The sequence below is a fragment of the Hungatella sp. SB206 genome, from assembly GCF_051132295.1.
Classification (GTDB): Bacteria; Bacillota; Clostridia; order Lachnospirales; family Lachnospiraceae; genus Hungatella; species Hungatella effluvii.
In genome coordinates this window covers 4002470-4027288 of sequence record NZ_CP096603.1, presented here as the reverse complement: position 1 = coordinate 4027288, position 24819 = coordinate 4002470, and the positions used below count along the sequence as shown (strand labels likewise).

At 51.2% G+C, this 24819-nt stretch carries 22 protein-coding genes and 1 riboswitch; of the genes, 18 read left to right on the top strand and 4 right to left on the bottom strand.

Annotation, left to right across the window (positions count from 1 at the left end):
* Positions 1–3: 3 nt before the first annotated feature.
* Together M1L66_RS17670 and M1L66_RS17665 are read left to right on the top strand one after the other, a co-directional pair.
* Positions 4–843, top strand: a complete 840-nt coding sequence (locus M1L66_RS17670) for an Mrp/NBP35 family ATP-binding protein (protein WP_055652894.1) — start codon at positions 4–6, stop codon at positions 841–843.
* A 45-nt stretch (positions 844–888) separates the two neighbouring features.
* Positions 889–1599, top strand: coding sequence for a GTP pyrophosphokinase (locus M1L66_RS17665; protein ID WP_187023895.1), 711 nt, complete (start codon positions 889–891; stop codon positions 1597–1599).
* Positions 1600–1721: 122 nt separating this feature from the next.
* Here the strand turns inward: M1L66_RS17665 and M1L66_RS17660 are convergent, their stop codons facing one another.
* Positions 1722–2381 (bottom strand): GntR family transcriptional regulator, encoded by a 660-nt coding sequence (locus M1L66_RS17660; RefSeq protein ID WP_187023896.1) that lies wholly within the window; start codon positions 2379–2381, stop codon positions 1722–1724.
* A 218-nt stretch (positions 2382–2599) separates the two neighbouring features.
* On the opposite strand from M1L66_RS17660, the gene M1L66_RS17655 reads away from it, so the two are divergent.
* Together M1L66_RS17655 and M1L66_RS17650 are read left to right on the top strand one after the other, a co-directional pair.
* Entirely contained in the window at positions 2600–3289 is a 690-nt protein-coding gene (locus tag M1L66_RS17655) for a cyclase family protein (RefSeq protein ID WP_434687376.1), read from the top strand.
* A gap of 25 nt (positions 3290–3314) precedes the next feature.
* Positions 3315–4226 carry a ketopantoate reductase family protein gene (locus M1L66_RS17650; protein ID WP_434687374.1) on the top strand — a complete coding sequence of 304 codons (912 nt, stop codon included), beginning with the start codon at positions 3315–3317 and terminating at the stop codon, positions 4224–4226.
* 69 nt (positions 4227–4295) lie between these two features.
* Here M1L66_RS17650 and M1L66_RS17645 read toward each other — a convergent pair whose 3' ends face one another.
* Positions 4296–5543, bottom strand: a complete 1248-nt coding sequence (locus tag M1L66_RS17645) for a sensor histidine kinase (RefSeq protein ID WP_187023898.1) — start codon at positions 5541–5543, stop codon at positions 4296–4298.
* The gene (locus tag M1L66_RS17640) at positions 5537–6214 is read right to left on the bottom strand and encodes a response regulator transcription factor (protein ID WP_187023899.1); all 678 of its coding nucleotides are present in this window, start codon (positions 6212–6214) and stop codon (positions 5537–5539) included. Before M1L66_RS17640 ends, M1L66_RS17645 begins: the two co-directional genes overlap by 7 nt.
* A gap of 361 nt (positions 6215–6575) precedes the next feature.
* On the opposite strand from M1L66_RS17640, the gene M1L66_RS17635 reads away from it, so the two are divergent.
* The 10 genes from M1L66_RS17635 (at position 6576) to thiW (ending at position 18298) form a co-directional block, all read left to right on the top strand.
* Complete coding sequence (locus tag M1L66_RS17635) at positions 6576–7667, top strand: S-layer homology domain-containing protein (protein WP_187023900.1); 1092 nt, start codon at positions 6576–6578, stop codon at positions 7665–7667.
* A 14-nt stretch (positions 7668–7681) separates the two neighbouring features.
* The gene (locus M1L66_RS17630) at positions 7682–9445 is read left to right on the top strand and encodes an efflux RND transporter periplasmic adaptor subunit (RefSeq protein ID WP_434687370.1); all 1764 of its coding nucleotides are present in this window, start codon (positions 7682–7684) and stop codon (positions 9443–9445) included.
* On the top strand, positions 9445–10170 hold the full coding sequence (locus tag M1L66_RS17625; protein ID WP_187023902.1) for an ABC transporter ATP-binding protein: 726 nt from the start codon (positions 9445–9447) through the stop codon (positions 10168–10170). The genes M1L66_RS17630 and M1L66_RS17625 overlap by 1 nt, the downstream gene beginning before the upstream one ends.
* Positions 10154–11332: an ABC transporter permease gene (locus M1L66_RS17620; RefSeq protein WP_029466365.1), complete on the top strand. Its 1179-nt coding sequence runs from the start codon at positions 10154–10156 to the stop codon at positions 11330–11332. The genes M1L66_RS17625 and M1L66_RS17620 overlap by 17 nt, the downstream gene beginning before the upstream one ends.
* A 360-nt stretch (positions 11333–11692) precedes the next feature.
* A complete protein-coding gene (locus tag M1L66_RS17615) occupies positions 11693–12685 on the top strand; it encodes a dipeptidase (protein WP_434687368.1) in 993 nt (330 codons plus the stop codon).
* A gap of 108 nt (positions 12686–12793) precedes the next feature.
* Entirely contained in the window at positions 12794–14449 is a 1656-nt protein-coding gene (locus tag M1L66_RS17610; protein WP_187023904.1) for a Na/Pi cotransporter family protein, read from the top strand.
* 9 nt (positions 14450–14458) lie between these two features.
* Positions 14459–15151 carry a response regulator transcription factor gene (locus M1L66_RS17605; RefSeq protein WP_187023905.1) on the top strand — a complete coding sequence of 231 codons (693 nt, stop codon included), beginning with the start codon at positions 14459–14461 and terminating at the stop codon, positions 15149–15151.
* A gap of 1 nt (position 15152) precedes the next feature.
* On the top strand, positions 15153–16541 hold the full coding sequence (locus tag M1L66_RS17600) for a sensor histidine kinase (protein WP_434687365.1): 1389 nt from the start codon (positions 15153–15155) through the stop codon (positions 16539–16541).
* Positions 16542–16594: 53 nt separating this feature from the next.
* Complete coding sequence (locus M1L66_RS17595) at positions 16595–17482, top strand: DegV family protein (protein WP_187023907.1); 888 nt, start codon at positions 16595–16597, stop codon at positions 17480–17482.
* A 24-nt stretch (positions 17483–17506) separates the two neighbouring features.
* Positions 17507–17614: riboswitch (TPP riboswitch) on the top strand.
* Between the two features lie 171 nt (positions 17615–17785).
* Entirely contained in the window at positions 17786–18298 is a 513-nt protein-coding gene (gene thiW, locus M1L66_RS17590) for an energy coupling factor transporter S component ThiW (protein WP_187023908.1), read from the top strand.
* A gap of 9 nt (positions 18299–18307) precedes the next feature.
* Here the strand turns inward: thiW and M1L66_RS17585 are convergent, their stop codons facing one another.
* On the bottom strand, positions 18308–18679 hold the full coding sequence (locus M1L66_RS17585; RefSeq protein WP_187023909.1) for a NusG domain II-containing protein: 372 nt from the start codon (positions 18677–18679) through the stop codon (positions 18308–18310).
* Positions 18680–18929: 250 nt separating this feature from the next.
* Here M1L66_RS17585 and M1L66_RS17580 point away from each other — a divergent pair, with 250 nt between their 5' ends.
* The 4 genes from M1L66_RS17580 (at position 18930) to M1L66_RS17565 (ending at position 24699) form a co-directional block, all read left to right on the top strand.
* A complete protein-coding gene (locus tag M1L66_RS17580; RefSeq protein WP_434687362.1) occupies positions 18930–21221 on the top strand; it encodes an FMN-binding protein in 2292 nt (763 codons plus the stop codon).
* 115 nt (positions 21222–21336) lie between these two features.
* The gene (locus M1L66_RS17575) at positions 21337–21858 is read left to right on the top strand and encodes a Gx transporter family protein (RefSeq protein ID WP_055652877.1); all 522 of its coding nucleotides are present in this window, start codon (positions 21337–21339) and stop codon (positions 21856–21858) included.
* An 87-nt stretch (positions 21859–21945) separates the two neighbouring features.
* Positions 21946–23457 (top strand): UDP-glucose--hexose-1-phosphate uridylyltransferase, encoded by a 1512-nt coding sequence (gene galT / locus M1L66_RS17570; protein ID WP_243270450.1) that lies wholly within the window; start codon positions 21946–21948, stop codon positions 23455–23457.
* A 189-nt stretch (positions 23458–23646) separates the two neighbouring features.
* Positions 23647–24699: an ABC transporter substrate-binding protein gene (locus M1L66_RS17565; protein ID WP_434687359.1), complete on the top strand. Its 1053-nt coding sequence runs from the start codon at positions 23647–23649 to the stop codon at positions 24697–24699.
* Positions 24700–24819: the final 120 nt, after the last annotated feature.

The window sequence follows — 24819 nt, the reverse complement described above, 5'->3', positions numbered from 1 at the left end:
AACATGAGTGAAACAAACTGTACTCATAATTGCAATACCTGTGGGGAGAGCTGCAGCAGCAGACAGACGGAGCAGACCAGCTTTCTGGAGCCGTTAAACCCTGCAAGTACGGTTAAGAAGGTAATCGGTGTGGTAAGCGGAAAGGGCGGCGTTGGTAAATCGCTGGTCACCACCATGATGGCGGTCCGCATGAACGCAAAAAATTATAAGACGGCAATTCTTGATGCGGATATTACCGGACCTTCAATTCCCAAGGCATTTGGCCTGGGAGACGACGGCGTCGGCATGACACCGACGGGACTCATGATCCCGGCGACCACTTCCATGGGCATCGAAGTGATGTCGGCCAACTTAATTCTTGATCATGAGACCGATCCTGTAATCTGGAGAGGACCTGTGATCGCCGGAGCGGTTAAGCAGTTCTGGCAGGAGGCCCTGTGGGAAGATATCGACTATATGTTCGTGGATATGCCTCCGGGAACAGGCGATGTTCCGCTGACGGTATTCCAGTCTTTGCCGGTAGACGGCATCATCATTGTCACATCGCCTCAGGAGCTTGTATCCATGATCGTGACAAAGGCTGTAAACATGGCGAAAAAGATGAACATTCCGATTCTTGGTCTGGTGGAGAATATGAGCTACTTATCATGTCCGGACTGCGGAAAGAAGATTTCCGTATTTGGAGAGAGCCGGATCGACGAAGTAGCGAAGGAGAATGAAATCCCTGTTCTCGCCAAGATCCCGATTGAACCCAAGATTGCCAAAGCTGTTGATGAAGGCGCTGTGGAGTATTTGGAAGCACCGTGGCTGGACGAGGCGGTTAAAGCCGTGGAGTCCATATAATATGCGTTTCGTGACAGCTTAAGGATAGGACAGCGAGGTAGAAATATGAATATCAATATGAACCCCAACAGCGAACTGCACCAGTCCATCGTTAATGTGCCGAATCTGGTACAGGTCCCGGACCCGCTCCTAAAGCAGGCGTACCAGTTTCAGGAAGCGATGATGATGTACACCTGTGCGATCAGGGAGATTAAGACGAAACTGGAGGTCTTAAACGACGAACTGTCCGTACGCAATTCCAGGAATCCCATCGAGATGGTGAAATCCAGAGTGAAGAAGCCCCTGAGCATTGTGGAGAAACTGCAGCGGAGAGGTCTTCCCGTAACGATGGAATCCATGATGGAGAATCTCGACGATGTGGCGGGAATCCGTGTCATCTGTTCTTTTTTAGATGACATCTACGCCGTAGCCGACATGCTGACCCGTCAGGATGACGTGCATATCATCGCCATCAAGGATTATATCCGCCATCCGAAGGAGAATGGATACCGGAGCTACCACATGATCGTGGAGATTCCCGTCTTCTTTTCCGACCGGAAGAAGTGGATGCGGGTGGAGGTTCAGATCAGAACCATCGCCATGGATTTCTGGGCAAGCCTGGATCATCAACTGAAATATAAGAAAGAGGTCGGTGACAGCTCGGAGGAAATCAGCGCAGAACTGCGGGAGTGTGCAGAGGTAATCGCACAGACGGATGAACGGATGCTGAAGATCCGGCTGAAGATTGAATCAGAGGGAATTACTGTCAGTAAATAGTAAAGCGAATCAGAGGAAGTTTATTCTATGAAAATAAGAAGCTGATGCCTTAGATCCGGTAATACCGGAGGGCGTCAGCTTCTTATTTTATATCAATTCTTACTTTCACAGGATATGAGCGGTTATTGACCGTCTGGATGATCGTGAAGCTTCAGCGGCATGGTCAGATGGCGGATCATGATCTGATAGGCATCGTTTCCATTGCCCTCTCTGAGGGCGCGGTAGTAGAGCTCGTGTTCCTCCAGAGTTCCATCGACACGGCCTGTAACCGAGAGCGCGGTGGCCGACGTTAAGTGGATCAAATACAGCAGGCGCTGGAACAGCTGATTAAACTCATCATTCTCGGCATAACCGACGATGGCCAGATGAAAGGCGTGGTCGCTGTCAATAAAGGTCTGCAGGTTATCATCGAAATCTTTTGCCTTCTGCATCTGCTCAAGTATCTGTCCCAGCTCCTCCAGCAGCCGTTTCCCCTTTTCGGTGGAGATCTGTCCGGCTATGATATGGGTGCAGAAGCCTTCAATGGCACAGCGGACTTCGATGGTTTCCTGCATGTCCTTATCCGTCAGGTGGCGGAGCATAAACCCCTTACTGGGAACGATAGTAATATATCCATCCTGGCTTAAACACTGTAACGCTTCCCTGATGGGGGTTCTGGAAATGTCCAGCTCTTTGGACAGGCGCGCCTCAGAGTAGAGGGTGTCCGGCACCAGCTTTCCTTCCAAAATCTGTTCTTTTATGTAATCGTATGCCTTGGATTGTAAAAAGCTTTTTTCTTTCAATGTGATGCATCTCCTGTTTGTTTGACATACCATTATTCTAATATAGAAGTTGTTTTTGGTCAATCACTCTTTTAAAGGGCGTTTTATGGATTAAAATAATCGATGAAATTATAAGATTTTGTTTTGTCAGTGTTGACAGTATACCGGTATAGCGGTATACTGGTTGTAAGAGGCAACGGGAGTTATTTATTATATTAAATATAGAGGAGGAAGACAGGATGTGCGTTTATAAGATGGGGAATTTGAGAGTGGTGGATTTAACGAAGGAGCTGGATCCGAAGACGGAGAGCCGGAGATGCCACATGTATCGGTTCAATACCGGGGGACCGATTCCGGATTTCCATACGATTATGGATATTACCAGCCATCTGGGGACACACTGTGAGTGCCCTTACCATCATGATGACAACTGGCCGAGCGTGGCGGAGCTGCCTCTGACCACATTTATGGGCAGGGCTTTGTATGTGGATTTCAAGGAGGAGGTTGCGCCGGGAACCCACATTACGGCTGCGGATCTTGACAAGGCTACGGAAGGAAAGCTAAAGGAGGGGGATATTGTGATCATTGATTCCTCTTACAAGATTCCTCCGTTTACCCCGGCGACCAACACGGAGGCGGACAAGCGGCTTCTGGTAGGAAAAGAAAGCGCTGAGTGGTTCCGGGATCATAAGGTGAAGTGTGTAGGCTTTGGAGACGGCGTCTCGATTGAAAACTGCAATGAGGATGTCAAGCCATTTCATGATATACTGATGGCAGAGAATATCGTTTTCCTTGAGGTCCTGAAAAACCTCGAAAAGCTGGAGCAGGATGTGTTCTTCATGAGCTACGCCCCCCTTCCAATCCTCGGCCTGGACTCCTGTCCGATCCGTGCATATGCAATCGAGGGGCTGGCAGACTTTTCAAACTAAAAAGTCAGAAAGGCAGGAGGTCCAAATGAAAATAACAGTCATTGGCGCCGGAGCCATGGGCTCCGTCTACGGCGGCCATTTATCAAGGAAGCATCATGTATATCTGGTAGACACGAATCCGGATATTGTAACGCAGATCAACCGGGAAGGACTGAAGATCGACGAGGATGGCGTGACGAATACGTACTATCCGACGGCGGTAACCGACACGGAAGGGCTGGGGGAGATGGACCTGGTCATTCTGTTCGTGAAGTCTATTTATTCCAGGGCCGCGCTGGCGGGGAATCAGGGCGTGATTGGGGAGAAAACACGCCTTCTGACGCTGCAGAACGGCGCAGGCCACGAGGACATTTTAAAGGAATTTGTCCCCGAAGACCGTGTAATCATCGGTACGACGGAGGACAACGGCGCGGTACTGGCGCCAGGGCATGTGAGAAGAGGCGGAGTCGGTAATACGAATGTAGGGATGCTGACGGAGGATCGGGAAGAATTCCTGCCGCAGCTGAAAGAGGCGTTTGACAGCTGCGGATTTCAGGTGAAAATCCATGAGAATATTCAGTATCTCATCTGGGACAAGCTGTTTACCAACGTTTCCTTAAGCGCAGTAACCGGCATCCTTTTAGTGGATATGGGATTTATTGCGGAGAATGAATACGCATGGAATTTGACGAAGGCGCTGATTCATGAGGCGATTGCGGTCGCCGGTGCGCTTGGCCTTTCCTTCGATGAGGAAGCTGTAACGGAGCGGGTACGTCAGACCTCCATCGGGAATCCGGCGGGATGCACTTCGATCCGTGCGGACCTGCGCGATGGCAGAAGGACCGAGGTGAATACCATCAGCGGTTCCGTGGTGACTGCGGCAGGGCGGTGCGGCGTTTCAGTGCCGAGCCATGAATTTGTCGTGAATATGGTTCACGCGATGGAGATGAAAAAATAAGTTACAACAACAAACAGCCCGGGGCAGCTCTCGATATCAAGAACTGTCCCGGGCTTATTCGTCCCTCCATTAAGGAACCGGAAACATAACCGTAAACGTCGTTCCTTCCCCCAGGCTGCTGGATACGGTAATTTTCCCCTTATGCTGTTCTACGATCGTCCTGGCTATGGAAAGTCCCAGGCCATATCCGCCTTCTTTTCTCACCCGCGATTTGTCCGTACGGTAAAACCGTTCGAAGATATGCTTCTGATCGGACGGAGGGATAAGCTCTCCCGTATTATTGACGGTCAGCACCGCGTGATGGGGGGAGGACTTTAAGGAGACGGAGACCGTTCCGTGAAGACCGGCGTATTTACAGGCATTGTCCAGAAGGATGGTGACCATCTGTTTGATCTGAGGCTCGCTGCCGCAGATGTGGATGCCGGGAACGATGTCGTTGTTTAAGGTGACCTTGTTCTCGAAAGCTACCGATTCAAAGAGCAGAACACAGTTCAGCACGCTGTCACTGTAATCGAACTCGGTATTCGCCGTGTGGGTGACTTCCACCGTGCCCGCATCGGAGCGCGCCAGAAAGAGGAGCTCTTCCACCAGCTGCTTCATACGGGATGCCTCCTCCTTCGTGTTGTCAACCCATTTGATCTGGCTCTTAATGGGTGAGTCCTGATGGGAGAGCAGAATCTGTAAATTGGCCAGGATGACCGTGAGAGGCGTTTTCAGTTCGTGGGACGCATCGGCGATAAACTGGTTCTGCTGTTTCCATGCCTGCTCCACAGGCTTTAAGGCCCAGCGGGACAGGAAGATGCTGAGCAGAAGAAACAGGATAGCGGCGATGAAAAACAGCAGGAGGCAGTTAAGGCGCAGCGCTCGGATGTTGTTCAGCTCAAAGCTCTGGTCAGCGAACGCGATGGTGATGCTGTCCGGCGTCTCGAAGCGGTTATAGCGAAGGGAGTAGTCTTTTAAGACGCCTCGCGGATCGCCGTTTTCCATGACAAGGTCTGCCAGAGTGGCCGCCATGTCATCGGATACGGAGAGATTGTTTGTGGTTACGTCCGTCACCGCCTGCCCAGCCTTTGAAAGGGTTATGACTGCGGTAGGAACGAAGGGCGGCGGCGTATCGTCGGTCCGGCGTCCCGGTTCCACTTTGTTCGGTTTTCCACTTAAGCGGGCCGAATCCTGGGCCTGTATCAGGGCCATCTCAGTCTGGCGTTCCAGCCGCCAGAGATTGGCATGATAAAAATTTCCCAGCACGATGATGAGAATCGTGATGACCAGGGACATGTTGATGATAATAAATTTTCCGCGAAGCTTATTCAGCATGACGGTTCCTCCAGACGGTAGCCTACTTTCCGGACGGTTACAATTTCAACCCTGGAACTTAAGAATGTAATCTTTTTCCTTAGAAAGGAAATGTAGGCTTCCACGTTATTGTCCTCCGCGTCGGAATCATTTCCCCATACCCTGGAAATCAGCATATCCTTGGAGATGATTTTTCCCGCATTGTTCATGAGCAGTTTCAGTACCTCAAATTCCTTATATCCCAGATGGATGGACTTTCTTCCGCGCACCAGGTCGTTGGTTGAAAGATTCAGGGTCAGATCTCCAAAATGAAGTTCTTCCACGACCACCTCGCCCTGTCTGCGGGAGAGGGCGCGTATCCGTGCCAGCAGCTCTTCGGGGATAAACGGCTTCGTCATATAGTCGTCGGCGCCGCGGTCCAAACCGGTCACCTTGTCGCTTATGTCGTCCCGGGCGGTCAGCATCAGAACTGGCGTCTGGACATGGGCCTTTCGAAGCTTCTTTACCACATCGAATCCATTTTCCCCGGGAAGCATCACATCAAGGATGATGACATCGTATTCGCCCGACAGGCCGCAGTAGAGACCATCTGTACCGGTATAAACGATGTCCGTGTGGTAATGCTGTTCCTCCATAATTTGTCCCAGCGCGTCGGCCAGCCTCACTTCATCTTCTACGATCAGTATATTCATGAATCATTTCCTTCCTTTTCCGGTATGGCCGAACGGCCGGTCCATATCCTTATCAATATTATAAAAGGGGTTTCCTCGTTTGGCAATCCCATTCCTTTTCCTGTATCCGCATTTTATAGATATTATTGTAACAGTTCAGACGGCGCCGTCTGAACTGTTACATATTATTATAGAAGGAGAAGCTGAAAATAGCCTGAAACCGGTTTTCAGGTTAATTTCAGGTATCCATGATAGAATGGGGCGAATGAAAAAGAGTGAAAAGAAGTTTCAGGTTAATTTCAGGTTGCTGACACAAAATGAACATAGGAGCCTGATAAACTGAACATGAATAACAGACAGAGTGCAGAGAGGAGCAAATCGGATGAATGGAAGAAGAATAGCCGCTTCCATGGCAGTGGTCATAACGGCCACGGCTGTGATGCCCATAACGGCGGAGGCTTCGACAAATATTGACTTGAGAAAAAAGGTGATCGGAATATCGGGGATCATGAGTGTGACCAACATGGATTCTGCCATTACGAGAGGGGAGTTTGCCAGCATGCTGGTGAATGCGTCTTCCTACAGGAGTACGGTCAGCAGTGTGAGCAATACCTCTGTATTTGCCGATGTACCGCGTGACCATACGTATGCAGCGTCCATTAGGATTGCGGCAGAACAAGGGTGGATGACGGGATACTTAGGAGGGAATTTTAAACCGGATGAGTATGTGACGCTTCAGGAGGCCGTAAGGGGAATGCTGGCGCTGCTGGGATATGAAAATACAGATTTTACCGGAGACCAGACCGGGGCCAGGCAGTCCAAATACCATTTCCTGGAGCTCGATGAAAATATGAATAAGAGTCCGGAGGAGGTCCTCATAAAGGAGGACTGCATTAATTTATTCTACAATCTTTTAAAGACCGATACGAAGGCGGGAACCATGTTCGGAAAGAGCCTGGGATGTGAGCTGACCTCCGACGGGGAGATCAATCCGCTTACCATGGTGGACAACAGCCTGAAGGGACCGAAGATCGTAAGGAGCAAGAGCCGCCTTTCCGATTATCTGCCGTTTAAGCTGAGCGCTGCCAGCGTATACCTCGATGGGTCGCCGATCTCCAACAGCAGCGAAGCCATCTCTGCGGCGCTGGAGAATGATAACGGCGTGCTGGTTTACTACCATCCGGTATCCAAAACAGTATGGTTGTATACAGTTGGAAGCGAAAATGAGAACGGGCGTTCCGCGGTATTCGGTGAAATCACAAATGTCATATACAATTCGGCCGATTTGATGACGCCGGATGCTATCATACTGGATGACGGCAATACGTATGAACTGGACAGCACCGAGATGAAGTTTGCATTTTCCACATATGGCGATATGCGGGTGGGAGATACGGTCACTCTGGTCTATTCCGTGACAACGGACAGCAACGGCGATGAGACGCGTACCGTGCTTGATTATATTGAAGACTGACAGGAGAGCCTGAGATGAAGAAAATAAGTTTTGGAAATAAGACAAAGAATGGAAAAAAGGGCGGCAGGAAGGGGAAAAAGCTTCTTCTGATTCTGATTCTCCTGCTCGTCGTCATCTTGGGAGTTTACACGGCGGTTCGGATGAAGGCGGAGAAAGCGGCCAGCGCGAACGTGAAAGAGGTCAGGACCGCGACAGTGGAGACGCGGGATATCACCTCGGAGCTGTCGTCATCGGGTACGATCTCTCCGAAGAATACATACGATATTACCTCTCTCGTGGAGGGCGAGGTGATTGCCGCCGATTTTGAAGAGGGAGATCAGGTGGAGGCGGGGCAGATCCTGTACCAGATCGATACATCCTCCATGGAATCGGAGCTGACCAGCGTCAACAATTCTCTGACGAGGGCGCAGGAAAATTACGAGGTCGCCCTGGATGACTATAACACGGCGCTCAGCGATTACAGCGGCAATACCTATAAATCAACAGAGGCGGGCTACATTAAGACTCTGTACATCAAAGAAGGTGATAAAGTGAGCTCCAATACGAAAATCGCCGACATTTACGATGACAAGGTCATGAAGATCAAACTGCCGTTTTTGTCTGGGGAAGCGGCTTTCATCGGAGCGGGCAGCGGTGCAACGCTTACGCTGACGGATACGGGAGAGCAGCTGACGGGAACGGTTACCGCGGTGAGCAACATGGATGTGACGCTGACAGGCGGCCGGATTGTCCGGTATGTCACCATCGAGGCGGCGAATCCAGGCGGTTTAACCACCGATATGGCTGCGACAGCGACGGTGGGAGACTTTATCTGCAGCGCGGAGGGCTCCTTTGAGCCGACGCTGGAGACTGTGATGAATGCTGACATTTCCTCCAGTGTGGAGGTGGGAAAGCTGCTGATCAACGAGGGCGATTACGTGGGCAAGGGAACCCCTGTTTTCACCATGGAATCGAAATCGGCGGAGAAGCTTCTCCGAACATATAAGGACTCCGTGGAAAAAGCAGAGGAAACGCTGGAATCCGCCAGGAACAAGGTGGAGAGCACGCAGGATAATTACGATAATTACACGATCACAGCGCCGATCTCCGGTCAGGTGATCACGAAAAATGTAAAGGCGGGCGACAAGGTGGCGAAGAGCACCAGCGGAAGCACGACGCTTGCCGTGATATACGATATGTCCGGCTATACCTTTGAGATGTCGGTCGATGAACTGGATGTAAAGGAAGTAGCCGTGGGACAGAGCGTAGTGATTACCGCAGACGCGGTGAGCGGAGAGACGTTCTCCGGTACGGTGACCAATGTGAGCCTGCAAAGCTCCTACTCCAACGGCGTGACCAACTATCCTGTCACCGTAACCTTAAACGACGGTATGGATGAACTGCTTCCGGGCATGAATGTGGATGGCGTCATCATCCTCGACCAGGCGTCGGATGTGCTTGCCGTGCCGGCCGACGCACTGATGCGCGGCAACAAGGTTTATGTAAAGGACGATACGGTAACGGAGGTGCAGGGACCGGTTCCGGCGGGCTTCCGGGCTGTCGATGTAAAGACTGGTTTGATCAGCGACGACTATGTGGAGATCACGGAAGGCCTGTCCGAGGGTGATGTGGTCTATGTGGCCGAGTCTACAGTTAGTTCGTCATTTAATATGATGGGCGGCATGCCCAGCGGCGGAGGCCCAGGCGAAATGGGCGGCATGCCCAGCGGCGGAGGCCCAGGCGGAAACGGTGGAAATGGCGGAAGAAGCGGCGGAAATAACGGCGGCGGTCCCAGGTAATGGCTGGAGGTAAAGACTTGGAAGAAACATTAATTGAACTGAAGGATATCTATAAGATCTATGAGATGGGCGACGAAGAGGTGAGGGCCAACGACGGCATTTCCCTGACGATTAACCGCGGTGAATTTGTGGCGATCGTAGGGAAATCGGGAAGCGGGAAATCGACGCTGATGAATATTATCGGGGCTCTGGATGTACCAAGCTCCGGCGAATACTTACTGGGCGGAAAAGACGTGGGAAGTATGACGGACAATCAGCTGGCGGACATCAGGAACCGAATGATCGGCTTCATATTCCAGCAGTACAATCTGCTTCCCAAGCTGAATCTCCTGGAAAATGTGGAACTGCCGCTTCTATACGCGGGGGCCGGCAATACAACCCGCCGCATGCGGGCCATGGCTTCGCTGGAGCGTGTGGGCCTGGCGGAAAAATGGAGGAACCTTCCGAACCAGCTTTCCGGCGGGCAGCAGCAGAGGGTGTCTATTGCCAGGGCTCTGGCGGGAGACCCGTCCCTGATCCTGGCCGATGAGCCGACAGGCGCCCTTGATTCGAAGACGAGCCGCAGCGTTCTGGATTTCTTAAAACAGTTAAACGACGAAGGCAATACCATCGTCATGATTACCCATGACAGCTCCATCGCAATGGAGGCGCGGCGCGTGGTGAGAGTGCATGACGGAAAGATCAACTTTGATGGAGACGTAAATGAATATTCTGCAATCCTTTAAAATGGCAATGAAAAGTATCATGGGCAATAAGATGCGGTCCTTTTTAACTATGCTGGGCATCATCATCGGCGTGGCTTCCGTTATCATTCTGGTAAGCCTTGTCAACGGTCAGATGTCTTACATGACGGAGAGCTTCGCAAGCATGGGGACTAACCAGATTTCAGTCAATGTGACGAATCTTTCCACCCGATCGGTCTCTGTGGATGAGATGTATGAATTTTACGAGGACAACAGGGATTTATTTGCCCAGATGACACCGAATGTGACCGTATCCACGACTGTAAAAAACGGGACGGAGTCATCTACCTCGACGACGGTGTCCGGAGTCAGCGAGGAATACCTGGAGATGAAGGATATGGAGCTGGAGGCCGGCCGGTTTATCCAGTATTCCGATATTGTGTCGCGCCAAAAGGTGTGTGTGGTGGGATATTATGTGGCATGGGATCTATACGGAGGCGTGGATAAAGCCCTCGATCAGACCATTAAGATCGGAGGAAATGCGTTCCGGATTATCGGCGTGGTGTCGAGACAGGATGACGATGAGCTGGAATCGGGCGGAAGCGATGATTTCGTCTGGATGCCGTACAGCTGCGCCGCGAAGATGACGAGAAACGCCAATATCAGCAGCTACACGTTTGCCACGGCCGATATGAATCATACGGATGAGGCAAAGACGGCGATCGATGATTTTCTCATGGAAATCTTTAAGGATGAGGATTTATACCGGATCACGGCGATGAGCGAGCTTCTGGATTCCCTGAATTCCATGATTGCCATGATGTCCATGCTTCTCGGCGGCATCGCCGGAATTTCCCTGCTGGTGGCTGGCGTGGGAGTTATGAATATTATGCTGGTGTCCGTAACCGAGCGGACCAGGGAGATCGGTATCCGCAAGGCGCTGGGAGCGAAGAAACGGACGATCATGCAGCAGTTTGTCATCGAGGCGGCCGTGACCAGCTCCATCGGCGGCGTGATCGGAATTGTGATCGGATCCGTGGCGACTACGGTCATCGGCACAGCCATGGGAATGAACGCGACTCCGACGCCCAGCGCCGTGGCAGTGTCCTTCAGCGTGTCTGTGGGAATCGGGCTGCTGTTCGGATATATGCCGGCAAACCGGGCGGCGAATTTGAATCCGATTGATGCGCTTCGAAGTGAGTGAGGGTACGCCGGAATCACGGCGGGGAGGCGGAGGCATGGATATTTCGTGTCCGTCTTGCTTCCTACTCACAATAAGAAAGTCCGAACCTGTCGGACACGCCAAATGCGGGCGCGTTCGCCAGGCTCGGACTTTCTTATTGCTCGTATCCAGATGCCGGCACACTGAAATATCCATGCCTCCGCCTCCCCGCCGCGCTTCCGGCTGTGTACTGGCTCCGCTGGGGGAAAAGAGAGGGGCGTTTTTGAGGGGCAGGGTTGCAAAATTGGAATAATGGTGATACTATTTGCATAGTTACAGAAGGAGTAGCCCGCCTGGAGCTGCTCCTTTTTGAGAATGAAGACATAGAGGAGTTTAAACAATATGAAGGTTGTGGATATGCACTGTGATACGATTTCTGAGTTATTTTACCGGAAGGAGGAGGGGAAGGAGCATTCGGTATGGAAGAATGACTGCCATGTGGACCTGGAGAGGATGGAGAAGGGGGACTACTGTCTCCAGAATTTTGCGATGTTTACGTCGCTGGACAGGTATGAGAAGCCGTTTGAACACTGCATGAAGCTGGTGGACCTATTTTATCAGGAGCTGGAAGAGCATGGAGACCGGATCGGGATTGTGAAAACGTTTGAAGATATTGAGGAGAACCGGAGACTGGGGAAAATGTCTGCGCTGCTGACAATCGAGGAAGGCGGCGTCTGCCAGGGAGAAATCTCTTTTTTGAGGAACTTTTACCGGTTGGGAGTGCGGATGATGACGCTTACCTGGAACTTTCGGAATGAGCTGGGCTGGCCGAATATAATCCGGATTGAAGGGGACGAGGCGTATTTTGAACCGGACACGGAACACGGACTGACGGAGACGGGGATCGAATTTGTCAGGGAGATGGAACGGCTGGGGATGATTATGGATGTGTCCCACCTGTCTGACGCGGGGATTATGGATGTGTTCCGGTATACGAAGAAACCGTTCGTGGCGAGCCACTCCAACGCGAGGAAGGTTGCCTCCAATCCAAGAAACTTAACCGATGAGATGCTTAAAACGCTTTCGGAGCGCGGCGGAGTGGCCGGCATCAATTACTGTGCGGACTTTCTGCATGACTGGCAGAGAGGTGAACACGCGGTGAGCCGCGTCGATGACATGATTTTACATATGAAGCATATGAAGAAAATCGGCGGAATTCAGTGTATCGGGCTGGGATCGGATTTCGACGGAATCGGAGGGGAACTGGAGATAAAATCACCGGAAGACTTGCCGGTGCTGGAGCAGGCCATGAGAAGGGCCGGCTTTACGGAGGAGGAGATCGAGGGCGTGTTCTATAAGAATGTGCTTCGTGTATACAAGGAAATTTTAAAATAAGACAAAATTTTACATAGATTTTACATTCCCGTGCATCATACTTTACATAGATTTGATATAGTGCTTACATAATCAATCAATTTATTTCATGAAAACCGGGAGGGGACTATGTCAATCAATGATTTACAGATGCTGTTTAAATTTATCGGGGGTCTGGGAATGTTTCTCTATGGCATGAATGCCATGGCGGATGGACTGCAGAAATCTGCGGGACACAGGATGCAGCAGCTGTTGGGAGCATTAACGAAGAACCGCCTGATGGGCGTGATTCTCGGAGCGGGTATTACCGCCATTATCCAGAGCAGTTCCGCCACCACGGTCATGGTCGTCGGCTTCGTAAACGCCGGGATTATGAACCTGGGCCAGGCGGTCGGCATCATCATGGGCGCCAATATCGGAACCACGGTAACCAGCTGGATCGTATCCATGAGCGAATGGGGCGAGATGCTGAAACCGGAGTTTTTCGCACCAGCTCTGGTGGGCGTGGGTGCGGTCATGACGCTGTTTTGCAAGAACAGTAAGAAGAAGCAGACGGGAGAAATTCTGGTGGGCTTCGGCGTGCTGTTTATCGGTCTGACCTTTATGTCGGCCTCCATCACTCCGTACCGCGACGCTCCTATATTTGCGCAGGCATTTGCGGTTCTGGGACGAAATCCGTTTCTCGGTATCCTTGCCGGTGCGGCGGTGACCGGAATTATCCAGAGTTCTTCCGCGTCGGTGGGTATCCTGCAGACACTGGCGTTAAACGGAATCGTGAACTGGCAGTCTGCCATCTTCATCACGCTGGGACAGAATATCGGCACGTGCGTGACGGCGCTGATCTCCAGCGTCGGAGCCAATAAGACGGCGAAGCAGGCGGCCGGAATCCACCTTCTCTTTAATACGGTGGGGGCCGTGATCTTCGGAATTGTGATGTATATCATCTTTAAACTGAATCCGGTGTTTGCGTCATCGACGATCAGCAGTGTGGAAATCTCTATCTTCCATACCGTATTTAATGTGAGCAATACGATACTCTTATTCCCCTTCGCGGGCCTTCTGGTAAAGGCATCAAGCTTCATGATCAGAGGCAGCAAAAAGGGAAAGGAAGAGACGGAAGGCTCCCAGATGGAGCGCCACCTGGACGAGAGAATTTTAGAGACGCCGTCCTTCGCCATTGAGAATGCGACACAGGAAGTAATCAACATGGGGAAAGCGGCGCTGGAGAATTTTGATATTGCGACAGCGGCCTTACTGGATAACAGCAGGGCGGAAGCGGAGCAGGTGGAGAAGCTGGAGGCAAAGATCAACCAGTACGAGAAGCTTCTGACCTCCTATCTGGTCAAGATTAACAATCAGTCCCTGAATGAGGAACAGCATCTGCTGGTGAAGAATTTATTCTATACGGTCAGCAACTTTGAACGCGTTAGCGACCACTGTGAGAACCTGTCGGAGCTGGCAGTGGAGAAGGCGGACAAGAATATCGTATTTTCCGTGGAAGCGGCCGGCGAGATGAAGGAAATGATAAAGACGGTGCGTTCCGCACTGGAGCACGCCATCAACGCCAGAGGCGGCGCCGGTATGTCTGAGGTACGGGCCGTGGTGCAGAGTGAGGAGAGCGTGGACATGCTGGAGGAAGAACTGAGAGAACGCCATATTGAGCGTCTGTCCAGCCATAAGTGTACGCCGGAAAACGGCATCGTATTTTTGGAGGCATTGAGCAACCTGGAACGTATTTCGGATCACGCCCATAACATAGCGGGATTTGTGAGAGATGAGATGTAGGAGGCGCGTATGGAAAGAATCTATGTGGTAGAAGACGACGACAATATCAGGGATTTAATCAGAATTGCCCTGGAGGGCTTCGGGTATAGTGTCTCCGCCTTTGAGATGGCGGAAGACGCCCTCAAAAGCATTGAGACAGACATGCCGGATCTGGCGGTGTTCGACCTGATGCTTCCGGGGATGGACGGCCTGAGTGCGATAAAGAGAATCCGGAAAAATGACGCCCTGGCAGACATGCCCATTATCATTCTGACCGCCAAGGACAGGGAATTTGACAAGGTGGCAGGACTGGATGGCGGCGCTGATGACTATATGACCAAGCCCTTCGGCGTCATGGAGCTGGCGGCCAGAATCAGGAGTCTGCTCCGCCGCAGGGCGAGAAACCAGACAGAGGAAGAGGTTTTAGAGAAATACTGCATCAGTCTGAATAAAAAGACCAGAGAGGTTTTAAGCAGCGGGAAAAAGGTAGAGCTGACTTTAAAAGAATTCGAGCTGCTTTTGTACCTTATGGAGAATCAAAGCAAGGTGGTCACCCGGGATGAACTCTTAAATCACATCTGGGGCTACGATTACGACGGAGAGACGAGGACGCTGGATATGCATATCCGAACGCTCCGCCAGAAGCTGGGCGAGGAGGGCGGCTTCTGCATCCGCACGGTGCGCGGTGTGGGCTACCGCTTTGTGAAGACGGAGGAAGGCTGATATGCGGAAGGCCATATTTGTAAAATTTATTCAGGTAATCCTGGCGGCGCTGATCTTAAGCAGCGCCATCTTTTATATAGCAGCCAGCAGCGCGCTCTTAAAGAGCTCCAGAAAGGACATGACCTACACTCTGCGGGCCATCGACAGCGTTCTCGACTATAGCGGGGATTTACAGGGCGAGGTGATGATGCTGGAGGAGACGGTGAATGACAACAGCAGCCGTTTTACGGTCATCAGAAAGGACGGTAGCGTCGCGGCCGATACGGGCGTGGTGGATACTTCTTCCATGGACAACCACCTGGACCGGGAGGAGATTAAGGAAGCACTGGAATCGGGGAGCGGCTCCTCCAGGAGATATTCCGATACGCTGAAGAAAAATATGCTGTACGTGGCTTATGAATCGGATCATTCTGACTATATACTGCGGATGGCGGTACCGTTTACCGGATTTAAGGAGTATTTGATTCTCCTTCTTCCAGCTGTCTGGCTCAGCTTCCTGGTGGCGCTCATCTATTCCGCCTGCTCGGCTGACAGCTTTGCGGCTTCCATCACGAAGCCGCTGAAGGAGATATCGCAGGAGATGCTGAAGGTCAACGGAGACTACACGGAGCTGACCTTTGAGACGTACCAGTATCCGGAAATCAACATTATCGCGGAGACGACGACGGAAATGTCAAAGAATGTCAAGGAGTATCTAAACCAGATCGAACTGGAGCGGCAGATCCGGCAGGAATTCTTCAGCAACGCCTCCCACGAGTTAAAGACGCCGATCACGTCGGTACAGGGCTACGCAGAGCTTCTGGAGAGCGGAATTATTCAGGATGAGGAACAGAAAAAGGACTTCATCCGGCGGATCAAGAAAGAAGCGATCCACATGACCAGCCTGATTAACGATATCCTGATGATCTCCAGGCTGGAGACGAAGGAGGCCGAAGAGGCGCGCCAGGATGTCCGGATGTCCATCGTTCTGGAGGACGTGCTGGAATCGCTGAAGCCGCTGGCAGCCTCCAATGAAGTTCTGGTCCACGCGGACTGCAAACCGCTGTGCATCTACGTAAGCGTCCGCCAGATGACGGAGCTTTTAAGCAATCTGCTCAGCAACGCCATAAAGTACAACAAACCGGGCGGAGAGGTCTGGGTGACCATTACAGAAGAAGACAAGGAAATGATCATACGGGTAAGGGACAACGGCATGGGAATTCCAAAGGAATCCCTTGGGCGCATCTTCGAGCGGTTTTACCGGGTGGACAAGGGACGAAGCCGCAAACAGGGCGGAACCGGCCTGGGATTATCCATTGTAAAGCACATTGCGGGTTATTATCACGGAACGATTACGGTACAGTCTGAACTGGAGGAAGGGACGGAATTTACGGTAAAGATTCCAATTTGACGAATTTTGTGATAGAATGAAAAAGGCTAATCACAAAAGGAGGTGTGCGGAGTATGAATCAATTTGTATTAACATGCTGTTCCACGGCAGATATGAAGAAAACGTATTTTGACGAACGTCAGATTCCCTATGTCTGTTTCCACTACTTAATGGACGGGGTGTCCTACCCGGATGATTTGGGACAGAGCATGCCGTTTGATGAGTTTTACAATAGGATTTCAAAAGGCGCCATGCCGACTACATCACAGGTCAACGTGGCTGAGTTCCATGATTTTTTTGGAGCTATATTAGAGGAGGGAAAGGATATTCTCCATATCAGCCTTTCCTCCGGTATTTCAGGGACCTATAATTCCGCCTGCAGCGCGGTGGAAGAGCTGAAGGAAGAGTACCCGGACCGGAAGATTCTGGTGGTGGACTCCCTGGGGGCTTCTTCCGGCTATGGACTGCTGGTGGACGCGGCCGCGGATTTACGCGACCAGGGCCTTTCTCTGGAAGAGGCGTACCGGATCACGATGGAGCGGAGACTTCACGTGCATCACTGGTTCTTTTCCACGGATTTAACCAGCTTCAAGCGGGGCGGCCGTATTTCTGCGACCTCAGCCATGTTGGGGACCGTATTAAACATATGCCCGCTGATGAACATGGATCACGAGGGACATTTGATTCCCCGTCATAAGATCAGGACAAAGAAAAAGGCGATGCAGGAAGCGGTCCGGATGATGGAAGAGCACGCCGATGGAAAGAACGGGTACAAAGGGAAATGCTTCATCTCCTGTTCTGCCTGTGAAGACGACGCCAGGGCTGTGGCCGAACTGGTGGAGACGCGCTTTCCGGAGCTGAACGGCAGCGTGCTGATCAACAGCATCGGAACCGTTATCGGAGCCCATACGGGACCGGGAACCGTGGCTTTGTTTTTCTTCGGAGACGAAAGAAAGGATTGACAAAAAAAGCAGGCAGTGATAGACTGACATACAACAGGGAGCTCGTGCGGCGGGCTGAGAGGAAGTGCTCAAACTTCGACCTATTACCTGATTTGGATAATGCCAACGTAGGGAAATATGAGATGACAGGGATATTTGCCGCCCATACCAGACGTTTGGTATGGGCGCTTTTTTTGTTTCATGGGAAAGTTTGTCCTATGAAACAAAAAACTCCGGGGGCTGCTGAAGCGGCCGCGCTCCGGCGCACGAGTCCGGCTTGCCGGACTCTTTGTATGTTATAGAAAAACACAGGAGGAACTGAAGATGAAATTTAATGTTAAGAAACTGGTAGTGAGCGGCATGCTGACCGCTCTGGCGGTGGCACTGTCCACCTTTTCCGTGCCGATCGGGGCGTCGAAATGTTTCCCGATTCAGCACATGGTAAACGTCATGGCGGGCGTATTTCTGGGTCCGGTCTACGGTATGGCGATCGCTTTCTGTACGTCGCTCATCAGAAACCTGATGGGTACGGGAAGCCTTCTTGCATTTCCGGGAAGCATGGTGGGGGCGCTGCTCTGCGGGCTGGCCTACCGCTGGACCGGAAAACTGACCGCCGCCTATGCGGCCGAGATCATCGGCACCGGTATAATCGGAGCGACGCTCTGCTATCCGGTTGCGGCGATTCTTATGGGAAAAGAGGTCGCCCTGTTTTTCTATGTGGCGCCATTTTTGATGAGTACGCTGTGCGGAACGGCCATCGCGGCGATTCTGATCGGCGTTCTCTGCCGTTCCGGCGCGTTTGGATACTTAAAACGCCAGGTTGCGGCAAAAGAATAGGCGGAGAAATTATTCTCCGCCGGTAATACGGGCGATCATGCGGTTGGGAAGGCAGATGATGGCTTCCCCGGTCCGCCGGATCGTCCCCTGGTTGACACAGACCTTATCCGGGCAGCTGGCCTCGGTGACGTGAACCGTTCCGTCTTTAATGACGATGTGGTTCGTTCCGCCGTTCCAGCCTTCGACGGTGAACTCTGTGTCTTTATTTAAATCAAGGGTTTCAATTACAACTCCATCCACCGATATTTCGACTCTCATAGGTGGTTTTGAAAAAATAATCCGCGTACCTGCATAAAGCAGCGCGGAAACTGCTAAAATAACAAGGATCAGAACGAGCTCCTTCTTCTTTTTTCCGATATGTTTATTCTCTGCACTCATCATTTTCTTTCCTGTTCTTTGTACTTTCGAGCAATACTGTGTTGAATTAGCATTATAAAGTGCTAAAATCCTACATATTTTTCCAATTCTCCAGCAATTGTCCTTCATAGTATAACACAATTTCCAGAATTATACATGAAGTTATAAAAATTTTATAAAATAATCAAAATCATTAAAAAAAGCATTGCTTGTATCGTTAAGAATATGTTAAAATAAAAACAAAGTAGTAAATCGTACATTTCAGGAGGAAATCATGAATAAAGGCAGTATGGATACGAAGAAAAAGGGACTGATCGGGCTGGGTGCGCTGGTGGTTCTGGCGGGAGCAACAATACTCGGATCCGATCCGCTTTACAAAGCAATTGATGATATGGCACGTCCGGCGATCTACACGGCGGGAACGTACACGGCATCTGCCCGCGGATATGGCGGACCCGTTACCGTAACGGTTAAGGTTTCCACAAAGGCGATCGAATCGATCGATGTAGTGGGAGAGAAAGAGACACTTCTGGATCAGGTAGTACCATCTCTTCCGGATGCAATTATTGGAAAACAGACGCTGGATATGGATGCGGTTTCAGGCGCCACACTCAGCAGCAATGCAATCATTAAAGCGGTGGAAAAGGCGCTTGCTGAAGCAAGAGGCGAAGCCGCGGAAGAAGAGACAACAAAGGCAGAGGAAACAGCGACTGGCTGGAATGACGGTACATATTCCTATGAATCCCCTGAATTCGATGACAACGGATACAAGGATCAGGTGAATATGACCATCAAGGACGGCAAGATTACGGCGCTTTCCTGGGACTGTGTCGATAAAGACGGAAAACTGAAGAGCAATCTCTCGATGGATGGCCAGTACGTTATGACAGAAGACGGCCCGAAGTGGTATGAGCAGGCGGATGCAGTCGTGCAATACGTGCTGGATCATCAGTCTCTGGACGGCCTGATCAATGAAGAAGGCTATACCGATACGGTAGCTTCCGTAAGTATTAACTTATATGGATTTGTAAACGGTGTGAAGGACTGCCTGAAGCAGGCGGCCGGAGAAGCCGGAACAAAGGCTGGTTGGAACGACGGATCTTACTCTTATGAGGCGCCGGAGTTCGACAGCAACGGATACAAGGATCAGGTAGCCATGACCATTAAGGGCGGCAAGATCACCTCTCTTACCTGGGACTGTGTGGATAAGGACGGAAAGCTGAAGAGCAACTTATCCATGAACGGCGAATACGTGATGACGGAGGATGGCCCGAAGTGGCACGAGCAGGCGGACGCGGTCGTGAAATACGTGCTGGATAACCAGTCTCTGGACGGTCTGATCAATGCAGATGGCTACACCGATACGGTAGCTTCCGTGAGCATTAACTTATACGGATTTGTAAACGGTGTGAAGGACTGTCTGAAGCAGGCAGCCGGAGAAGCCGGAACGAAGGCTGGATGGAACGACGGGTCTTACACTTACGAGGCGCCGGAATTTGACAGCAACGGTTATAAAGACCAGGTGGCCATGACCGTCAAAGGCGGCAAGATCACAGCCCTTACCTGGGACTGCGTGGATAAGGACGGAAAACTGAAGAGCAACTTATCCATGAACGGCGAGTATGTGATGACAGAGGACGGCCCGAAGTGGCACGAGCAGGCAGATGCGGTTGTGAAATACGTGCTGGATAACCAGTCTCTCGATAATTTAATCGACGCGGATGGCTATACCGATACGGTGGCGTCTGTAAGCATTAACCTGTACGGATTTGTAAATGGAGTGAAGGACTGCCTGCGTCAGGCATCTTCGGAAACCGCGGCAAAGAGCAGCTGGAACGACGGATCCTTCTCCTATGAGGCGCCGGAGTTTGACAGCAACGGATATAAGGATCAGGTTTCCATGACCGTGAAGGATGGAAAGATCACGGCTCTCACCTGGGACTGCGTGGATAAAGACGGAAAGAAAAAGAGCAATCTCTCCATGGACGGTGAGTACGTCATGACGGAGGATGGCCCGAAGTGGCATGAGCAGGCGGATGCAGTCGTAAAATACGTGCTGGAGAACCAGTCGCTCGACGGCCTGATCAATGAGGACGGCTATACCGATACGGTGGCTTCCGTGAGCATCAATTTATACGGCTTTGCCGGCGGCGTGGAGGACTGTCTGCGCCAGTCTTCGGAAGGCGGTACAGCGGCGGCTTCCGTGAACGCGGTAAAGGATGGAAGCTACTCCTATGAATCTCCGGAATTTGACGGCAACGGCTATAAGGATCAGGTTGCCATGACAATCAAGGACGGAAAGATCACGGCTCTCACCTGGGACTGTGTGGATAAGGACGGAAAGAAAAAGAGCAGCTTATCCATGAACGGCGAGTACGTGATGACAGAAGACGGCCCGAAGTGGCATGAACAGGCGGAATCGGTTGTGGCCTACGTGCTGGATAACCAGTCTCTGGACGGTCTGATCAATGAAGATGGCTATACCGATACCATCGCCTCCGTAAGCATTAATTTATACGGATTTACAGGCGGTGTGGAAGACTGTTTGAAGCAGGCTTCCAAGTAAACAGTGATGCGTGATTAGAATTTTAACAATTGCCGGACTTTTCGAAGTCTGGCAATTGTATTTTATACCGGAAATATGGTAAGATGATAGGCGGAACAAAAAAGGAGGTAAGACTATGACAGGAAAGACGGAACAAAGTCCCGCCCATAAGACGGCGCTTTACGGCATGCTGATTGCGCTTGCCTTCGTGTTAAGCTTCGTAGAGACGCTGATCCCCATTTCCCTTGGGGTTCCGGGTGTGAAGCTGGGGCTGGCCAATCTGGTGACGGTCGTGGGCCTCTATACGGTCGGAATCGGCGGAACCGTGGCTGTTTCCATGATCCGTATCGTGCTGGTGGCGTTTACCTTTGGTAATGTCTTCAGCATGATGTACAGCCTCGGCGGCTGGGCCTTAAGCATTCTGCTGATGATCCTGTGCAAAAAGCGGGAATGGTTCAGCTCTGTGGGAATCAGCGTCATCGGCGGCGTGGGCCATAACATCGGCCAGCTGTGTGTGGCGGCGCTGGTGGTAAAGCAGGCGGGAGTCTTTGTTTATCTGCCCGTGCTTCTGATTGCAGGTACGGCCGCCGGCCTCGTGATTGGTCTGGTCGGAGGGCTGATCGTGGAACGGCTTCCCCGCTTTATAAAAAAATTATAGGAAAAACAAAGGATATCGTATTGTTTTACGCGTACCCTCAAGTTATAATAGAGGGAAACAGTCATGAAGAAAACAGGAGGGATTGGGATGATTTATGAGGCAATAAAGAAACTGGTGCAGTACGGATTGGATACAGGACTGATTACGGAGGTTGATAAGATCTATGCCACGAACCAGATTCTTGACGTGATGCGGATGGACGAGTATGAAGAACCGGAAGGTGAGTCAGTTGAGACCGATTTGGAATCCGTTTTAAAGGAATTGCTGGATTATGCCCATGAGACGGGAGTTATGCCGGAGGACAGCATTACATACCGGGACTTATTCGATACAAAACTGATGAACTGCCTGATGCCTAGACCTGGTGAGATCGAGAAGAAATTCTGGGAGATCTATGATGGGGAGTCACCGGAGGCAGCCACGGATTACTATTATAAACTGAGCCAGGATTCAGACTACATCAGACGGTACCGCATCAAAAAGGATATGAGATGGGTAACGCCCACGAAGTACGGCGATCTCGATATTACCGTCAACTTATCCAAGCCTGAGAAGGACCCGAAGGCCATTGCGGCCGCTAAGCTGGCAAAACAGAGCGGTTATCCCAAGTGCCAGCTCTGTATGGAGAACGAGGGATACGCAGGCAGAACAAATCATCCCGCCAGGAACAACCACCGGATCATTCGTTTAAAAATTAACGACAGCAGGTGGGGCTTTCAGTATTCCCCATACGTATATTATAACGAGCACTGTATCGTGTTTAACGGACAGCACATTCCCATGAAGATCGAGAAGAACACCTTTGTCAAGCTGTTCGATTTCGTCAGGCTGTTCCCTCACTACTTCCTGGGCTCCAACGCGGATCTGCCGATTGTGGGCGGTTCTATCCTGTCTCATGATCATTTCCAGGGCGGCAACTATACCTTTGCCATGGCGAAGGCGCCGATCGAGAAGTATTACCAGATGGAAGAGTTTCCGGGTGTGGAAGCCGGCATCGTGAAATGGCCGATGGCCGTCCTCAGAACCCGCAGCAAGAATCCGGACGACTTAATCCGGCTGGGAGACCGGGTATTGCAGACGTGGAGAGGCTATACGGACGAGGAAGCGTTTATTTTCGCAGAGACTGACGGGGAACCGCATAATACAATTACTCCAATTGCCAGGAAAAAGGGAGAGATGTACGAGCTGGACCTGGTGCTCCGGAACAATATTACGACGGAGGAGTATCCCTTAGGCGTATACCATCCTCATCAGGAGCTTCATCACATCAAGAAGGAGAACATCGGCCTGATCGAGGTGATGGGACTGGCCGTCCTTCCTTCCAGACTGAAGGCCGAGCTAAGCCTTTTGGCCGAGTATATTCTGGAGAAAAAGGATATCCGCAGCAACGAGATGATCGAGAAGCACGCGGACTGGGTAGAAGAATTCCTGCCCCAGTATCCGGAGATCACGAAGGATACGATTGACGGGATTTTAAAGAAGGAAGTAGGCCTTGTATTCGAGCGCGTCCTTGAGGATGCGGGCGTCTACAAGTGCGGCGGAGAGGGCAGGGAAGCGTTCGGACGTTTCCTCCACAGCACCGGCTTTCTGGAAGCATAAAGTAGTTTTTGCAGGGTAAAAAGTGATAAAACCATTTCTCTGTTTTCGGCATTTTTAACAAAAATCCACTTTAATGCGTTAAACACACATAAATTTAAAGCAATGAAATTGACGGGGTGGATTTTTTGTAGTATGATACCAATTAAGTTCAGATCGAACGAGATTTGTGAAGAAGAGGAGAGATTGGTTATGAAAAAAACAGCAAAAGTGGCATCACTCATCCTGGCAGGCGCCATGATGATGTCTTTAACGGCATGTGGGAGCAAGCCGGCGGAGACGACCGCGGCACCAGAGACAACGACGGCAGAGGCGGCTTCCTCCGCAGCTGAGACGAAGGCAGAAGAGACGACAGCAGAAGCGGCCGGGACGGACGACGGCAAGCAGTTTAAGATCGGTGTTCTTCAGCTGGTGCAGCATTCCGCGCTGGACGCGGCAAACAAGGGATTTATCCAGGCGCTCGATGACGCCGGACTTAATTATACGGTAGACCAGCAGAACGCCTCCGGCGATCAGCCGACCTGCCAGACCATCGCCAGCAAGCTGGTGAATGACGGCGACGACTTAATCCTTGCGATTGCGACTCCGGCAGCACAGGCAGTGGCAGGTGCGACAACGGATATCCCGATTCTCCTTACGGCGGTTACTGACCCGGCAGAGTCTGATTTAGTAGAGAGTAACGATGTTCCGGGTGGTAATGTCAGCGGTACTTCCGACTTGACTCCTGTAAAGGAGCAGGTTGATTTATTAAAGCAGATTCTTCCGGATGCACAGACCATTGGCGTACTTTACTGCTCGGCAGAGTCCAATTCCGAGATTCAGGCGAAGATGGCGAGAGAAGCTATTGAGGCCAAGGGCATGAAGGCCGTTGATTATACGGTATCGAACTCCAATGAACTTCAGACTGTAGTTACCTCCATGGTAGGCAATGTGGACGCGATCTACGCGCCTACAGACAACACCATCGCAGCAGGGATGGCGACGGTTGCTATGGTTGCGAGTGACAACGGAATCCCGGTTATCTGCGGAGAAGAGGGAATGGTGAACGCAGGCGGCCTGGCTACATACGGAATCGACTACTTCCAGCTTGGTTACTTAACCGGCCAGCAGGCTGTCAGAATCCTGACAGAAGGCGCTGATATCTCTCAGATGCCGATTGAATACCTGCCGGCAGACAAGTGCAATCTGACTGTAAACGAAGATACCGCGGCAGCGCTTGGGATCGACGTTTCCGGTCTCAAATAAAAGAATATTTATGAACAGGCAGATGCCAGCAGCGGCAGGCATCTGTCTGTTTCTACATAAATGCTTTACATAAAGAATGCGGAAGTGTATTCTTTATGTAAGGCATTTATGAGCGTTATT

Coding starts and splice junctions, on each gene's coding strand:
- M1L66_RS17670 (WP_055652894.1), top strand. CDS start 4: ATGAGTGAAACAAACTGTACTCATAATTGCAATACCTGTGGGGAGAGC.
- M1L66_RS17665 (WP_187023895.1), top strand. CDS start 889: ATGAATATCAATATGAACCCCAACAGCGAACTGCACCAGTCCATCGTT.
- M1L66_RS17655 (WP_434687376.1), top strand. CDS start 2,600: ATGTGCGTTTATAAGATGGGGAATTTGAGAGTGGTGGATTTAACGAAG.
- M1L66_RS17650 (WP_434687374.1), top strand. CDS start 3,315: ATGAAAATAACAGTCATTGGCGCCGGAGCCATGGGCTCCGTCTACGGC.
- M1L66_RS17645 (WP_187023898.1), bottom strand. CDS start 5,543: ATGCTGAATAAGCTTCGCGGAAAATTTATTATCATCAACATGTCCCTG.
- M1L66_RS17640 (WP_187023899.1), bottom strand. CDS start 6,214: ATGAATATACTGATCGTAGAAGATGAAGTGAGGCTGGCCGACGCGCTG.
- M1L66_RS17635 (WP_187023900.1), top strand. CDS start 6,576: ATGAATGGAAGAAGAATAGCCGCTTCCATGGCAGTGGTCATAACGGCC.
- M1L66_RS17630 (WP_434687370.1), top strand. CDS start 7,682: ATGAAGAAAATAAGTTTTGGAAATAAGACAAAGAATGGAAAAAAGGGC.
- M1L66_RS17625 (WP_187023902.1), top strand. CDS start 9,445: ATGGCTGGAGGTAAAGACTTGGAAGAAACATTAATTGAACTGAAGGAT.
- M1L66_RS17615 (WP_434687368.1), top strand. CDS start 11,693: ATGAAGGTTGTGGATATGCACTGTGATACGATTTCTGAGTTATTTTAC.
- M1L66_RS17610 (WP_187023904.1), top strand. CDS start 12,794: ATGTCAATCAATGATTTACAGATGCTGTTTAAATTTATCGGGGGTCTG.
- M1L66_RS17605 (WP_187023905.1), top strand. CDS start 14,459: ATGGAAAGAATCTATGTGGTAGAAGACGACGACAATATCAGGGATTTA.
- M1L66_RS17600 (WP_434687365.1), top strand. CDS start 15,153: ATGCGGAAGGCCATATTTGTAAAATTTATTCAGGTAATCCTGGCGGCG.
- M1L66_RS17595 (WP_187023907.1), top strand. CDS start 16,595: ATGAATCAATTTGTATTAACATGCTGTTCCACGGCAGATATGAAGAAA.
- thiW (WP_187023908.1), top strand. CDS start 17,786: ATGAAATTTAATGTTAAGAAACTGGTAGTGAGCGGCATGCTGACCGCT.
- M1L66_RS17585 (WP_187023909.1), bottom strand. CDS start 18,679: ATGATGAGTGCAGAGAATAAACATATCGGAAAAAAGAAGAAGGAGCTC.
- M1L66_RS17580 (WP_434687362.1), top strand. CDS start 18,930: ATGAATAAAGGCAGTATGGATACGAAGAAAAAGGGACTGATCGGGCTG.
- M1L66_RS17575 (WP_055652877.1), top strand. CDS start 21,337: ATGACAGGAAAGACGGAACAAAGTCCCGCCCATAAGACGGCGCTTTAC.
- galT (WP_243270450.1), top strand. CDS start 21,946: ATGATTTATGAGGCAATAAAGAAACTGGTGCAGTACGGATTGGATACA.
- M1L66_RS17565 (WP_434687359.1), top strand. CDS start 23,647: ATGAAAAAAACAGCAAAAGTGGCATCACTCATCCTGGCAGGCGCCATG.